The organism is Burkholderia sola (assembly GCF_905400185.1).
Taxonomy (GTDB): Bacteria; Pseudomonadota; Gammaproteobacteria; order Burkholderiales; family Burkholderiaceae; genus Burkholderia; species Burkholderia sola.
The window spans coordinates 502,890-517,132 of sequence record NZ_FR989675.1; the positions used below are offsets into that span (position 1 = coordinate 502,890).

The 14,243-nt window shown below is 67.2% G+C and carries 16 protein-coding genes; 3 read left to right on the forward strand and 13 right to left on the reverse strand.

Annotated features, from left to right (window positions below; all coding sequences use genetic code 11):
• Positions 1–132: 132 nt before the first annotated feature.
• Complete coding sequence (locus KR541_RS02315) at positions 133–729, forward strand: FMN-dependent NADH-azoreductase (RefSeq protein ID WP_050013052.1); 597 nt, start codon at positions 133–135, stop codon at positions 727–729.
• Positions 730–861: 132 nt separating this feature from the next.
• On the opposite strand, the gene KR541_RS02320 is transcribed toward KR541_RS02315, so the two are convergent.
• The 8 genes from KR541_RS02320 to rpe form a co-directional block, all read right to left on the reverse strand.
• On the reverse strand, positions 862–1,785 hold the full coding sequence (locus KR541_RS02320) for a uracil-DNA glycosylase (RefSeq protein ID WP_050013051.1): 924 nt from the start codon (positions 1,783–1,785) through the stop codon (positions 862–864).
• Positions 1,786–1,798: 13 nt separating this feature from the next.
• On the reverse strand, positions 1,799–2,425 hold the full coding sequence (locus KR541_RS02325) for a CYTH domain-containing protein (protein ID WP_011546533.1): 627 nt from the start codon (positions 2,423–2,425) through the stop codon (positions 1,799–1,801).
• Positions 2,425–3,210, reverse strand: coding sequence for an indole-3-glycerol phosphate synthase TrpC (gene trpC, locus KR541_RS02330; protein WP_006477043.1), 786 nt, complete (start codon positions 3,208–3,210; stop codon positions 2,425–2,427). Before trpC ends, KR541_RS02325 begins: the two co-directional genes overlap by 1 nt.
• A gap of 28 nt (positions 3,211–3,238) precedes the next feature.
• Entirely contained in the window at positions 3,239–4,270 is a 1,032-nt protein-coding gene (gene trpD / locus KR541_RS02335) for an anthranilate phosphoribosyltransferase (RefSeq protein ID WP_050013172.1), read from the reverse strand.
• A gap of 13 nt (positions 4,271–4,283) precedes the next feature.
• Positions 4,284–4,883, reverse strand: a complete 600-nt coding sequence (locus tag KR541_RS02340; RefSeq protein ID WP_050013050.1) for an aminodeoxychorismate/anthranilate synthase component II — start codon at positions 4,881–4,883, stop codon at positions 4,284–4,286.
• 13 nt (positions 4,884–4,896) lie between these two features.
• A complete protein-coding gene (trpE, locus tag KR541_RS02345) occupies positions 4,897–6,390 on the reverse strand; it encodes an anthranilate synthase component I (protein ID WP_050013049.1) in 1,494 nt (497 codons plus the stop codon).
• 357 nt (positions 6,391–6,747) lie between these two features.
• Positions 6,748–7,512: a phosphoglycolate phosphatase gene (locus KR541_RS02350; protein WP_050013048.1), complete on the reverse strand. Its 765-nt coding sequence runs from the start codon at positions 7,510–7,512 to the stop codon at positions 6,748–6,750.
• Positions 7,513–7,516: 4 nt separating this feature from the next.
• Positions 7,517–8,203 carry a ribulose-phosphate 3-epimerase gene (rpe, locus tag KR541_RS02355; protein ID WP_006482066.1) on the reverse strand — a complete coding sequence of 229 codons (687 nt, stop codon included), beginning with the start codon at positions 8,201–8,203 and terminating at the stop codon, positions 7,517–7,519.
• Positions 8,204–8,380: 177 nt separating this feature from the next.
• Here rpe and apaG point away from each other — a divergent pair, with 177 nt between their 5' ends.
• Positions 8,381–8,755 (forward strand): Co2+/Mg2+ efflux protein ApaG, encoded by a 375-nt coding sequence (apaG, locus tag KR541_RS02360; RefSeq protein ID WP_050013171.1) that lies wholly within the window; start codon positions 8,381–8,383, stop codon positions 8,753–8,755.
• Positions 8,756–8,776: 21 nt separating this feature from the next.
• Here the strand turns inward: apaG and KR541_RS36620 are convergent, their stop codons facing one another.
• Positions 8,777–8,920, reverse strand: a complete 144-nt coding sequence (locus KR541_RS36620; protein ID WP_235356184.1) for a hypothetical protein — start codon at positions 8,918–8,920, stop codon at positions 8,777–8,779.
• Between the two features lie 28 nt (positions 8,921–8,948).
• Here KR541_RS36620 and mltA point away from each other — a divergent pair, with 28 nt between their 5' ends.
• Positions 8,949–10,073 carry a murein transglycosylase A gene (mltA, locus tag KR541_RS02365; RefSeq protein ID WP_050013047.1) on the forward strand — a complete coding sequence of 375 codons (1,125 nt, stop codon included), beginning with the start codon at positions 8,949–8,951 and terminating at the stop codon, positions 10,071–10,073.
• Positions 10,074–10,358: 285 nt separating this feature from the next.
• Here mltA and paaK read toward each other — a convergent pair whose 3' ends face one another.
• Genes paaK through pcaF form a run of 4 tightly spaced genes read right to left on the reverse strand, consistent with a single transcriptional unit; the run spans position 10,359 to position 14,189 of the window.
• A complete protein-coding gene (paaK, locus tag KR541_RS02370) occupies positions 10,359–11,657 on the reverse strand; it encodes a phenylacetate--CoA ligase PaaK (RefSeq protein WP_050013046.1) in 1,299 nt (432 codons plus the stop codon).
• 38 nt (positions 11,658–11,695) lie between these two features.
• The gene (gene paaI, locus KR541_RS02375; protein WP_089488134.1) at positions 11,696–12,148 is read right to left on the reverse strand and encodes a hydroxyphenylacetyl-CoA thioesterase PaaI; all 453 of its coding nucleotides are present in this window, start codon (positions 12,146–12,148) and stop codon (positions 11,696–11,698) included.
• A 1-nt stretch (position 12,149) separates the two neighbouring features.
• Positions 12,150–12,941, reverse strand: a complete 792-nt coding sequence (paaG, locus tag KR541_RS02380) for a 2-(1,2-epoxy-1,2-dihydrophenyl)acetyl-CoA isomerase PaaG (protein WP_050013044.1) — start codon at positions 12,939–12,941, stop codon at positions 12,150–12,152.
• A 45-nt stretch (positions 12,942–12,986) separates the two neighbouring features.
• Positions 12,987–14,189 carry a 3-oxoadipyl-CoA thiolase gene (gene pcaF, locus KR541_RS02385; protein WP_124594083.1) on the reverse strand — a complete coding sequence of 401 codons (1,203 nt, stop codon included), beginning with the start codon at positions 14,187–14,189 and terminating at the stop codon, positions 12,987–12,989.
• Between the last annotated feature and the right edge of the window lie 54 nt (positions 14,190–14,243).

A 14,243-nucleotide genomic window follows, 5' to 3' on the forward strand; every position in this document is an offset into this window, starting at 1 on the left:
AGCGGGGCGCGATCAAGGATTGTTCTGCTGTTGCAACAATCCGTCGCCCTGAACCCGCTTTTTCGCCGTCATATGGCCACGCACAATGGCGTCACTCGCGCTACCGAAGCGCAACCCCACCCGGAGCCTGACATGACGACCATTCTGCAAATCAATTCCGCTGCGCGTTCGCAAGGCGCGCAATCCACGCTGCTGGCCAACGAACTGACGGCAAAGCTGCAACAATCGAACCCCGGCGCGAACGTCGTGGTTCGCGACCTGCTCGCCGATGCGCTGCCGCACCTCGACGAATCGGTGCTGGGTGCGTTCTTCACGCCGGCCGACCAGCGCACCGCGGAACAGAATGCGATCGTCGCGAAGAGCGATGCACTGATCGCCGAGCTGCAAGCCGCCGACATCATCGTGATCGGCGCGCCGATGTACAACTTCGGCATCTCGTCGCAACTGAAGACGTATTTCGACTGGATCGCCCGCGCAGGCGTCACGTTCCGCTACACCGAGAACGGTCCGGAAGGCCTGATCAAGGGCAAGAAGGTTCACGTCGTGACGGCCCGTGGCGGCAAGTACCTGGGTACGCCGAACGACAGCCAGACCCCGTACCTGCGCACGTTCCTCGGCTTCATCGGCCTGACCGACGTGAGCTTCATCCACGCGGAAGGCCTGAACCTCGGCCCGGACGCGCAGAGCGCCGCGCTGGCCGGTGCACGCGAAGCGATCGCCGCCGCTTAACGCGCCAAGTTAACGCGCCAGGTCGACGCGGGTGCCACGCACCCGCTGCGTCACCCGATAAAAAACGCCGCGCCCTTCACGAAAGGGACGCGGCGTTTTTGCATTCGGCCGGCGAACTCGCCGCCGAGGCCGTTACGCGAGCGTTTCGGCCACGTCCGGCAGGCGCCAGTCGATCGGTTCGCGGCCGGCATCGACCAGGTAGTCGTTCGCGAGCGCGAAATGGCGGCAACCGAGGAAGCCGCGGTGCGCGGACAACGGCGACGGATGCGGCGCCTCGAGCACGCAATGCGCGTTCGCGTCGAACAGCGCGCGCTTGGCCTGCGCATGCGCGCCCCACAGCATGAATACGAGCCCACGATGGCGGCCGGCGAGCTCGCGGATCAGCGTGTCCGTGCATTGTTCCCAGCCGCGCTTCGCATGGCTCGCGGCCGCGCCGCGCTCGACCGTCAACACGGTGTTGAGCAGCAGCACGCCCTGGCGCGCCCACGTGTCGAGGCAGCCGTGACGCGGCGTGTCGTGACCGAAGTTCGCGGCGATTTCCTTGAAGATGTTGCGCAGCGACGGCGGCGTGCGGACGGCCGGCGGCACCGAGAACGCGAGGCCGTGCGCCTGCGGCGTGCCGCGGTCGTCGCCGTGGTACGGATCCTGACCGAGGATCACGACCTTCACGTCGTCGGGATGCGTCAGGCGCAGCGCGCGGAACACGTCGGTCGGGTAGACCGTCTTGCCGGCGGCGCGCTCTTCGTCGACGAAGCGGCACAGCGGCGCGTACGCGTCGCTGTCGGTGAACGGTTTCAGCACGTCGCGCCAGACGGCCGGCAGCGCGTCGAATTGCGCGGCGAGATGCGGTACGTCGGTGGCAACGGGCCGCGGTGCCGAGGCGGCCGGGGCCGGTTCGGGCACGGCCGCCGGTGCGGCGGTTTTCTTTGCGGGTTTGCGCCGAGCGGCAGGCGGCTCGGAAGCCGCGGACGGAATATCGGCCGGTGCCGTTTCCGGCACGGGATCGTCGAACAGCGACGCCTGTTGCGGCGCGCGGGAAGTCTTGCGGGTTGCCATGCGTGATGCGTGTTTATTGCGCGCGCAGCCGGTAGCCGCGCTGCGCCTTGCTGATGTTTTCGGGAACGAGGCCCGGCAGCGCCTGCTGCAGTTCGGCGGCGAGCGTCGCGAGCGCCGTTTCCGGGCCGTCGATCAGTTCGAGTTCGATTTCGCTGATCGGTTCGCGGCGCGTTTCGTGTTCCGCCTGGACGACGATCTCGCCGAGGTCCACCGCGGCCTCGACGGTTGCGCCGCCGATGGCGATGCGCCACAGCGTACGCGAAAAATCCGTGCGGAACAGCGCATGCAGCGCGCCGGCTGCGTCATTCAGCGCGGCGGCGGCTTCCGGCACGTCGCAGGCCGCGACGAGCGCGTCGATTTCGAGCGCGTCGCCCGCGACCGGCAGTTCCCACTCGTGGCGGCTATGCAGGCCGCCTTCCGCGCTGCCGACCGTCTTGAACGTCTGCAGCCAGCCGTCCGGCGTGCGGCGCACGCGCACCGCGCTCTTCGAGCGCGCGAGCGCGAGATCGGGCGTGTCGTAATAGACGTTCGCTAGCGTGATCGCGCGACCGGGTTCACCGGTCAGCGTCTCGAAGAAGCGGCGCGCGGCATCGGCCTGGCCGGCCGGCAGCGCGAGCTTGATTTCCTGTTCGATCGCCATCAGAAGAACATCCGTGCGAGTTCCTCGCCCGGCTGCTCGGCGCGCATGAACGCCTCGCCGACGAGGAACGTGTTCACGTTCGCCGCGCGCATCGTGTCGACGTCGGTGCGCGACAGGATGCCCGATTCGGTCACGACGATGCGATCCGCCGGAATCATGTCGAGCATGTCGAGCGTGGTCTGGATCGACGTCTCGAACGTGCGCAGGTTGCGGTTGTTGATACCGAGCAGCGGCGTCTTCAGCGTCAGCGCCTGTTCCATCTCGTGGCGGTCGTGCACTTCGACCAGCACCGCGAGGCCGAGCGAGTGCGCATAGGCTTCCAGATCCTGCATCAGCGGCGTGTCGAGCGCGGCGGCGATCAGCAGGATCGCGTCGGCGCCCATCGCGCGGGCTTCGACGATCTGGTACGCGTCGACGATGAAGTCCTTGCGCAGCACCGGCAGCGTGCAGGCCGCGCGCGCTTCCTCGAGGTAGCGGACGCCGCCCTGGAAGAACTGCTCGTCGGTCAGCACCGACAGGCATGCGGCGCCGTGCGCCGCATACGAGCGTGCGATGTCGGCCGGCACGAAATGCTCGCGCAGCACGCCTTTCGACGGGCTGGCCTTCTTGATTTCGGCGATCACGGCGGCGTTGCCGGCCGCGTGCTTCGCGCGCAGCGCACCGACGAAGTCGCGCAGGTCGCGCGCGGACGCTTCGAGTTTCAGTGCCTCGAGCGGCGTGCTGCGCAGCGCCGCCGCGATTTCTTCGCGCTTGACGGCGATGATTCGGTCGAGAATGTCGCTCATAGGGGTTCCTGCTGGATTCGTAAGAGGGTCAGCGCTTGAACTGCTGCGTGAAGCGCACGAGTTCGTCGACCTTCGCGCGGGCTTTGCCGCTCGCGATCGCTTCGCGGGCGAGCTGGATGCCGTCCGCGATCGACTCGGCGATATTGGCCGCGTAGAGCGCGGTGCCCGCGTTCAGCGTGACGATCTCGCGTGCGACGCCCGGCTGGTTGTCCAGCGCGCCGAGCAGCATCGTGCGCGATTCGTCCGCATTTTCCACCTTCAGCGTGCGATTCGACACCATCTGCAGGCCGAAGTCCTCCGGATGGATCTCGTATTCGTGCACCTTGCCGTCGCGCAATTCGCCGACGAGCGTCGCGGCGCCGAGCGATACCTCGTCCATGCCGTCCTTGCCGTACACGACGAGCACGTGCTGCGCGCCGAGACGCTGCATCACGCGCACCTGGATGCCGACGAGGTCGGCGTGGAACACGCCCATCAGCTGGTTCGGCGCGCCGGCCGGATTGGTCAGCGGGCCGAGGATGTTGAAGATCGTGCGCACGCCGAGCTCGCGGCGCACGGCCGCGATGTTCTTCATCGCCGGGTGATGGTTCGGCGCGAACATGAAGCCCATGCCGGTTTCGGCGATCGATGCGGCGACCTGGTCCGACTGCAGGTCGATGTTCACGCCGAGCGCCTCGAGCACGTCGGCGCTGCCGGACTTGCTCGATACGCCGCGGTTGCCGTGCTTCGCGACCTTCGCGCCCGCGGCCGCCGTGACGAACATCGACGCGGTCGAGATGTTGAACGTGTGCGAGCCGTCGCCGCCGGTGCCGACGATGTCGACGAAATTCGAGTTGTCCTGCACCTCGACGTGGTTCGCGAATTCGCGCATCACGGTCGCGGCGGCGGCGATCTCGCCGATCGTCTCCTTCTTCACGCGCAGCCCGGTGATGATCGCGGCCGCCATCACCGGCGACAGGTCGCCGCGCATGATCAGCCGCATCAGATGCAGCATTTCGTCGTGGAAGATCTCGCGGTGCTCGATCGTGCGTTGCAGCGCTTCCTGCGGGGTAATCGTCATCGTGCGTCTCCCGTCAGGCAGCCGGTGCGGCGGCATGGGCCGCTGCGCGGTTTTGCTTCAGGAAATTCTCGAGCAGCGCATGGCCATGCTCGGACAGGATCGATTCCGGGTGGAACTGCACGCCTTCGACCGGCAGCGTCTTGTGGCGCACGCCCATGATCTCGCCGTCGTCGGTCCACGCGGACACCTCGAGGCAGTCCGGCAGCGATTCGCGCTCGATCGCGAGCGAGTGATAGCGCGTCACGTCGAAATGCTTCGGCAGATCGGCGAACACGCCGCGGCAGTCGGTTTCGATCCGGCTCACCTTGCCGTGCATGATGGTCTTCGCGCGCACGACGCGGCCGCCGAACGCTTCGCCGATCGCCTGGTGGCCGAGGCAGACGCCGAGGATCGGCTTCCGGCCCGAGAATTCGCGCAGCACGTCGAGCGTGATGCCCGCGTGCTGCGGATTGCTCGGGCCGGGCGACAGGCAGATCGTGTCGGGGTTCAGGCGCGCGATGTCGTCGAGCGTGATTTCGTCGTTGCGGTAGGTGCGCACGTCCTCGCCGAGTTCGCCGAAGTACTGGACCAGGTTGTAGGTAAACGAGTCGTAGTTGTCGATCATGAGCAGCATGGTCAGTCTCCGGTCAGAAGTCGCTATCGAGGCCGTCCTGGACCTGTTCGGCCGCACGCAGCACCGCGCGCGCCTTGTTCTCGGTCTCTTGCCATTCGGATTCGGGCACCGAGTCCGCGACGACGCCGGCCGCCGCTTGCACGTACAGGTTGCCGTTGTGGATCAGGCCCGTGCGGATCGCGATCGCGAGATCCATCTCGCCGGAGAACGACAGGTAGCCGACCGCACCGCCGTACAGCCCGCGCTTGACCGGCTCGAGCTCGTCGATCAGTTCCATCGCGCGCACCTTCGGCGCGCCGGACAGCGTGCCGGCCGGGAACGTCGCGCGCAGCACGTCGTAGTTCGTCATGCCGGGCTTCAGCTTGCCTTCGACCGAGCTGACGATGTGCTGCACGTGCGAGTACTTCTCGATCACCATCTTGTCGGTCACCTGCACCGAACCGATCTCCGCGATGCGGCCGACGTCGTTGCGCGCGAGATCGATCAGCATCACGTGCTCTGCGATTTCCTTCGGATCGTTCAGCAGCTCGGTCGCGAGTTCCGCGTCGCGCTCGGGCGTGTTGCCGCGCGGGCGCGTGCCGGCGAGCGGCCGGATCGTGACGATCTGGTCGTCGCCGCGCTTTTCCTGGCGCACCAGGATTTCCGGCGACGCGCCGACCACGTGGAAATCGCCGAAGTTGTAGTAATACATGTACGGCGACGGATTCAGCGAACGCAGCGCGCGATACAGCGACAGCGGATTGTCGCGGTACGGCTTCGTGAGTCGCTGGCCGACCTGGATCTGCATCAGCTCGCCGGCCGCGATGTATTCCTTCGCCTGGCGCACGGCGGCCAGATAGTCGTCCTTCTTGAATTCGCGGAACGTCTCGGTGCGCACGCTCGCCGACGTGACGGGCGGCTGCACGGTCGTGCGCAGGCGCTGCTTCAGTTCGCGCAGGCGGTGTTTCGCCTTCGCATACGCTTCGGGTTGGCCCGGGTCCGCGTAGATGATCAGGTAGAGCTTGCCGGCGAGGTTGTCGATCACCGCGACTTCCTCGGTCAGCAGCAACTGGATGTCGGGCAGGCCGAGATCGTCGCGCGGCGCGGTGTTCGCGAGCTTCTTCTCGATGTAGCGCACCGCGTCGTAGCCGAAGTAGCCGGCGAGGCCGCCGCAGAACCGCGGCAGGCCCGGCCGCTGCGCGACCTTGAAGCGCGCCTGGAACGATTCGATGAACTGGAATGGGTCGCCGTCATGCGTCTCGACAACCTGGCCGTCGCGCACCACTTCCGACACGCCGTTGCGGGTGCGCACGAGCGTGCGTGCGGGCAGGCCGATGAACGAATAGCGGCCGAAACGTTCGCCGCCGACCACCGATTCGAGCAGGAACGAGTTGGCGCCCGCGCGTTCGGGCTGGGCCAGCTTCAGGTACAGGGACAGCGGTGTTTCGAGATCGGCGAGGGCTTCCGCGATCAGCGGGATGCGGTTGTAGCCTTCGTTCGCGAGCGATTGGAATTCGAGTTCGGTCATGTTCCGGTCCTGTTCGGGACGAGCGGCGCGTGCGCCAGGGATCATTTGACGCTGCGCGGGTGGCCGTCGGCGAAAGGGCGGTCGATCGAGAAGTGCCTGTTGCCGGCCGGCACTCCGGGCGTGAACGTCGCGAGCCTGCGGCCGATCCTGAACGCAAGCGTTCGGACACGGTGGAACTCGAGGTGGTGCGACGATCGGCGCGCGGATGCGCAGCGAGATAAAAAACGGCGCTGAAGACGTGCTTCAGCGTACCTCATCGAAGAGGTCAGCGCGACCAGCGACGCCAGGGCCAGGCTCCCCGGTCGATGCTGCTCAGACTCCGTTTTTTATTCAGAAACATGCGGATGGAAGAAATAATCAGACGGTTGGCCGGCCGGCGTTGTGCGCGGAAATTGCGCGAGCCGCGACCAGCAACGAATCGACTATACCATCCGAATTTATCGTTTGTATAGCTTTGCCGTGGTTGTAGCCGTACGGCACCGTCAGTGTCGCCATCCCGGCCGCGCGGCCCGCCAGCGCGTCGTTTTCCGAGTCGCCGATCGCGACCGCGGCGTCCGGCGCGACGCCGAGCGCGTCGCAGGCCGTCAGCATCGGCAGCGGATCGGGCTTCTTGCGTGCGACGCTGTCGCCGCCCAGCACGATGCCGAAGCAGCCGGCCAGCCTGTATTGCTCGAGCAGCTCGACTGCGAAGCGGTGCGGCTTATTGGTCACGCACGCGAGCCGGATGCCGGCCGCGCGCAATGCGTCGAGGCCGGCCGCCACGTCCGGATAGAGACGCGTGTGGCGACCGTTGATCTTCGCGTATTCGGTCTGGTAGATCGCCAGTGCGTCGTCGAAGCGCGCGTGCGCTTCGTCGGCCGGGAAGCGCGGTTTCAGCACGCTGTGGATCAGGTGTTCGGAGCCTTTGCCGACATAGCCGATCACTTCGTCGCGCGACGTGGCCGGCGCGCCGAGCTGCGCGAGCATCCCGTTCAGGCCGGCCGTGAAATCGTCGGCCGTGTCGACCATCGTGCCGTCGAGGTCGATCAGCGCCGCATCGATGCGCGGCGCGGCGAAGCGGATCGGCGCAGCGTCCGCGGCGGCTCCGGCCGGCGCGTGGCCGGCGAACGACGAGTCGGCCACGGCGTCAGCTCCGCTCGACGGTCGCGAGCGCCGCGCGCATCTCGTCGATCACCTTGCGATAGTCGGGCTTGCCGAAGATCGCCGAACCCGCGACGAACGTGTCCGCGCCGGCCGCCGCGATTTCCGCGATGTTGTCGGCCTTCACGCCGCCGTCGACTTCGAGCAGGATCTCGCGGCCCGTGCGTTCGGTGTACGCGTCGATGCGGGCGCGCGCCTCGCGCAGCTTGTTCAGCGTTTCCGGGATGAACGACTGGCCGCCGAAGCCGGGGTTGACCGACATCAGCAGCACGAAGTCGAGGCGATCCATCACGTGGTCGAGGTAGTTCAGCGGCGTGGCCGGATTGAACACGAGGCCGGCCTTGCAGCCATGGTCGCGGATCAGCGACAGCGTGCGGTCGATGTGGTCGGAGCCTTCCGGGTGGAAGCTGATCAGGTTCGCGCCGGCCTTCGCGAAATCGGGCACGATCCGGTCGACCGGGCGCACCATCAGGTGCACGTCGATCGGCACCTGCACGTGCGGGCGGATCGCCTCGCAGACGAGCGGGCCGATCGTCAGGTTCGGCACATAATGATTGTCCATCACGTCGAAGTGAATCCAGTCGGCGCCGGCGGCGACCACGTTGCGGACTTCTTCGCCGAGCCGTGCAAAGTCGGCCGACAGGATGCTGGGAGCGATGCGGAATTGAGTCATGACAGGGGAGCGGGGACGTTGCGGCGCAAAACCGTCATTCTACCGTCCGGCGACCCGCTGCGCGGCGGCAGGCCGTGCGGTGGCGGCCCGAATGCGCATAGAATGCCGAACCAATGCGGCGCGCCCGCGGCCCGGCCGCTCGAGTCGGCGCGCGCGGTTACCTACAGCGGACACACCATGAGTCAGTATCAGTTCACCGTTTCGGTGAAAACCAGCTACTTGCCGGAACAATCCGACCCCGATCACCGTCAATACGCATTCGCGTACACGCTGACGATCCGCAATACCGGGCAGGTCGCGGCGCAGCTGATCGCGCGTCACTGGATCATCACGGACAGCGAGAGCCACGTGCAGGAAGTGAAGGGGCTCGGCGTCGTCGGGCACCAGCCGCTGCTGCAGCCGGGCGAGCATTTCGAATACACGAGCTGGGCCGTGATCGCGACGCCGGTCGGCACGATGCGCGGCGCGTACTTCTGCGTGGCGGAGGACGGCGAGCGTTTCGAGGCGCCGGTCGACGAGTTCGCGCTGAACATGCCGCGCACGCTGCATTGAGCGTGCGGTGTGCAGTGTGCGTCAGCGCGGCTGGCGGTCGTCGCGGCGGGCCTGCTTCTTTCTGCCCGACGACGTCCACACGACGATGAAGATCAGCAGGGCAAGCGCGACGAAGGCTTCGAGCGCGAAGATGAGCATCGGATATTGGTCGAGAAAATCTGACATGGCGGTTTCCATCAAGAACGGACATTGTATGTGGTTTGGGCCCCGGCTGGCCGGGTGGATGGCCGCGGCTGCTGCGGCGGCGCTGCTCGCCGCGTGCGGCGGCGCGCCGACGCGGACCTCCGCGCTGAAGCCGCCGACCGGTGCGGCGGTCGTGCCGGGGCAGGTCGCCGCGAAGCGGCTCACGCCGGTCGCGTGGCAGCAGGTGCCGGGCTGGCAGGACGATTCGCTGATCGGCGCGACGGCCGCGCTGCGGCAGAACTGCGCGCGGCTCGCGCGCCAGCCGGCCTGGGCGCGCGCTTGCGCGGCCGCCGACCGGCTCGACGAGCTCGACGTCAGCAGCGCCCGCAGTTTCTTCGAAACGTATTTCACGCCGTTCCAGTTCGCGAATACCGACGGTACGCTCGACGGGCTCGTGACCGGCTATTACGAGCCGCTGCTGCACGGTTCGCGCGTACGCCGCGGTCCGTATCAGTACGCGCTCTATCGCTGGCCGGCCGGCTATCGCGCGGGCGCCGCGCTGCCGGCACGCGCGCAGCTCGAGCGCGCCGGCATCCTGAACGGCAACGAGCTCGTATGGGTCGACGATCCGATCGAGGCATTCTTCCTGCAGGTGCAGGGCTCGGGGCGCGTGCTGCTCGACGACGGTTCGGTGATGCGGGTCGGCTTCGGCGGCACCAACAACCAGCCGTACCGTTCGATCGGCAAGTGGCTGCTCGATCGCGGCGAGCTGACGCCCGCGCAGGCGACGATGCAGGGCATCAAGGCCTGGGCGAAGGCGAACCCGACGCGCGTCGACGCGCTGCTCGACACGAATCCGCGCTTCGTGTTCTTCCGCGACATGCCGACCAAGGAGGATGCGCCGCACGGCGGCGCCGACGGTCCGATCGGCGCGCTCGGCGTGCCGCTGACGCCGGAGCGCTCGATCGCGGTCGATCCGTCGTCGATCCCGCTCGGCACGCCGGTGTTCCTGCAGACCACGCGTCCGCTGACGAATACGCCGATGAACCGGCTCGTGTTCGCGCAGGATACGGGCTCGGCGATCAAGGGCGGCGTGCGGGCGGACTATTTCTGGGGGCTCGGCGACGACGCGGGCGACCAGGCTGGCCGGATGAAGCAGGTCGGCCGGATGTGGCTGTTGTTCCCGAATTCGTGATTGGGCGCGGCGCGGGTTGCCCGGAGGGTGGCCCGTGCACAAGATTCGGCATTCGTGGCGCGTCTCATGCGTGACGCGCATGCCGGTTTGATCGCCGGTGTGCCCATGTGATTTCGGTTCGCGTGATGCCGTGCGTGTCACGTCGAACGACGCTTTGGCGTAAAACAGCCCGATCGGCATTGGCCGACCGGGCTGTTTCGTTTGCAGGCACGGCTTCGCCGTTGCGCGGCGTGCGTGCGGCGAGTACGCGACGTTCGCGCCGGTCGCCTGCGCGGCGGGGTGACCTCAGCCCTTGCGTTTGTCGATGACGCGGCGCGCCTTGCCGACCGAGCGCTCGATGCCGTTCACGGGCAGCACGTTGATCATGGCCGTCACGCCGATCAGCGACTTGATGTCGTACGCGAGCGCCTGTTTTGCCGCCTGGATCGCCGCGGTATCGGGCGCGGTCTCCGGACAGGGCTCGACGTTGAGCGTCAACACGTCGAGCGGGCCTTCCTTCGTCAGCACGATCTGATAGTGCGGCGCGAGCGCGCGCTGCTTGAGCAACTGCTCCTCGATTTGCGTCGGGAACACGTTGACGCCGCGCACGATCATCATGTCGTCCGACCGGCCGGTGATCTTCTCCATCCGGCGCATCGTCCGGGCGGTGCCTGGCAACAGGCGCGTGAGGTCACGGGTGCGGTAGCGGACGATCGGCAGCGCTTCCTTCGTCAGCGACGTGAACACGAGCTCGCCGAGTTCGCCGTCCGGCAGCACTTCGCCGGTTTCGGGGTCGATGATTTCCGGATAGAAATGGTCTTCCCAGATGGTCGGGCCGTCCTTGGTCTCCACGCATTCGGACGCGACGCCCGGGCCCATCACTTCGGACAGCCCGTAGATGTCGACCGCGTCGATCCCCATCCGCTGTTCGATGGCGACGCGCATGTCGTTGGTCCACGGCTCCGCGCCGAAGATGCCGATGCGCAGCGAACTCTGCACGGGATCGAGGCCCTGGCGCTCGATCTCGTCGGCGATCGACAGCATGTAGCTTGGCGTGACCATGATGATGTCGGGCCGGAAGTCCTGGATCAGCTGCACCTGCTTTTCGGTCTGCCCGCCGCCGAACGGGATCACGGTGAGGCCCGCGCGTTCGGCACCGTAATGTGCGCCAAGCCCGCCCGTGAAGAGGCCATAGCCGTAGCTGACGTGCACCTTGTCGCCGCGGCGCGCACCGGCCGCGCGGATCGAGCGCGCGACGAGATTCGCCCACGTGTCGATGTCGGCGGCCGTATAGCCGACGACCGTCGGCTTGCCGGTCGTACCCGACGACGCATGGATGCGCGAGATCTGGTCCTGCGGCACCGCGAACATCCCGAACGGATAACTGTCGCGCAGGTCGCCCTTGGTCGTGAACGGGAAGCGCGACAGGTCGGCGAGCGTCTTCAGGTCGTCCGGATGCACGCCCGCTTCGTCGAACTTGCGGCGATAGACGGGCGAGTGGTCATACGCATGCCGGAGCGACCATTTGAGGCGTTCGAGCTGCAGCGCGGTCAGCTCGTCGCGTGAGGCGGTCTCGATCGGCTCGAGCGGTAGCGGGGTAGTCATGCATGTCTCCAGTGTTTGTTATGGGCGCGCCGTCGACGTCAGCGGTCTTCCGGGATGACCGTGCCCTTGATCTGGGCGGATTTGCCGCGAAACATCGCGACGGTGTCGCCTGTCTGGTTCGTGACGCGGATGTCGTAGATGCCGTGGCGGCCGGCACGCGCCTGTTCGATCGCCTCGGCCGTCAGCATGTCGTCGCCGTGCACGGGGCGCAGGAATTCGATCGAGCAGCCGGCCGCGACCGCATTCACGTTGTACGAGTTGCACGCGAACGCGAACGTCGAATCGGCGAGCGTGAAGATGATCCCGCCGTGACAGGTCTGGTGCCCGTTCAGGAATTCGGGTCGCACGCGCATCTGCAGGCGGGCGTAGCCGGCGCGGACTTCGGCGATCTCCATGCCGAACGCGCGGCTGCAGGCATCGGCGTCGTACATGGCCTGAGCGGTGGCGCGGGCGAGCGAATCGGGATCGAGCGTGGCGGTGGCGTTCGTCATGTCAATGCCCTTCGAAGCGCGGTGCGCGCTTCTCGATGAAGGCCTGCACACCTTCCGCATAGTCGTGCGACTGACCGAGCTTGCGCTGCAGGTCACGTTCCACGTCGAGTTGCTGATCGAGCGTGTTCGTGACGCTGTCCCGCATCGACTGCTTGATCGATGCGATCGCGAGCGTCGGCTGCTGCGCGAGCTGGGCGGCGAGTTGGCGGGCCGTCGCGACGAGCGCGTCGTCGTCGACCGCGCGCCAGATCAGGCCCCACTGTTCGGCCTGTTCGGCGCCGAGCTTGTCGCCGGTCAGCGCGAGCCCCAGCGCGCGTGCCATACCGATGCGTTGCGGCAGGAACCACGTGCCGCCCGAATCGGGTACGAGCCCGATCTTTACGAAGGCCTGGATGAAACTGCTCGAGCGGGCGGCGAACACGAGATCGCACGCGAGTGCGAGATTCGCGCCGGCGCCGGCCGCCGTGCCGTTGACGGCGGCGATTACCGGAATCGGCAGACGCTGCAGGCGGCGGATCAGCGGATTGAAATGCTCGTCGATCAGCGTGCCGAGGTCGGTGGACGCGCCCGGTGTGAAGTCGAGGTCGGCCAGATCCTGGCCCGCGCAAAAGCCGCGCCCCGCACCCGTCAGAATCAGCGCGCGTGCACCGGCCGCCTCGACTTCATCGAGCGCCGACTGCAGTTCGCGATGCATCGCCCGCGTGAAGCTGTTCAGCTTGTCGGGGCGGTTGAGCGTGATCGTGGCCACGCGCGCGGCCTGATCGATATCCAGCTGGATCGCCTGATAGGACATGCAGTATCTCCGTCATGACTTCGTTATAGGCGCGCGGCGCGGCGGTTACACGCGTTCGATCGCGAGCGCGATGCCCTGACCGACGCCGATACACATCGTACAGAGCGCGAAGCGGCCGCCGGTACGCTCGAGTTGATGGAGCGCCGTGGTGACGAGCCGCGCGCCCGATGCGCCGAGCGGGTGGCCAAGCGCGATCGCACCGCCGTTCGGGTTCACGCGCGGATCGTCGTCGGCGACGCCGAGCATGCGCAGCACCGCGAGACCTTGCGACGCGAACGCCTCGTTCAGTTCGATCACGTCGAACTGGTCGATCGTCATGCCGAGCTGGCGCAACAGTTTCTGCGTGGCCGGCGCGGGGCCGATGCCCATCACGCGTGGCTCGACGCCGGCGGTCGCCATGCCGATGACGCACGCGCGGCGGCGCAGGCCATGCTGGTCGGCTGCTTGCGCATTGGCGAGCAGCAGCGCGCAGGCGCCGTCGTTGACGCCCGACGCGTTGCCGGCCGTCACGGAGCCGTCCGGGCGCACGACACCCTTCAGCTTCGCGAGCGCCTCGAGCGACGTCTCGCGCGGATGCTCGTCGCGCGACACGACGATGGCGTCGCCTTTCTTCTGCGCAATCGTGACCGCGACGATTTCTTCAGCGAGCGTGCCGTCTTGCTGCGCCCGAGCGGCCTTTTGCTGGCTGCGCAGCGCGAACAGGTCCTGATCCGCGCGACTGATGTGGTAGTCGACCGCGACATTCTCGGCGGTTTCCGGCATCGAATCGACGCCGTGCAGTTGTTTCATCAACGGATTGACGAAGCGCCAGCCGATCGTCGTATCGAAGATGTCGGCCTGGCGCGCGAACGCGCTCGCCGCCTTGCCCATCACAAACGGCGCGCGCGTCATGCTCTCGACGCCGCCTGCGATCATCAGGCGCGCTTCACCTGCCTTGATCGCGCGCGCGGCCGTGCCGACCGCGTCCATCCCGGAGCCGCACAGCCGGTTCAGCGTCGTGCCCGGCACGGCGGTGGGCAGGCCCGCCAGCAGCGCCGACATGCGCGCGACGTTGCGGTTGTCCTCGCCGGCCTGGTTCGCGCAGCCGTAGATCACGTCGTCGATCGCCGCCCAGTCGACGCCGCGATTGCGCTCGATCAGCGCCTTGAGCGGCACCGCGCCGAGGTCGTCGGCGCGGACATCTTTCAAGGCGCCGCCGTAGCGGCCGATGGGAGTGCGAATCGCGTCGCAGATGTAGGCGTCTGTCATGAGCGTATCGGTGAGTGACGAACCCGCCGGGTGGCGGATTCGTTCATGGTAGAG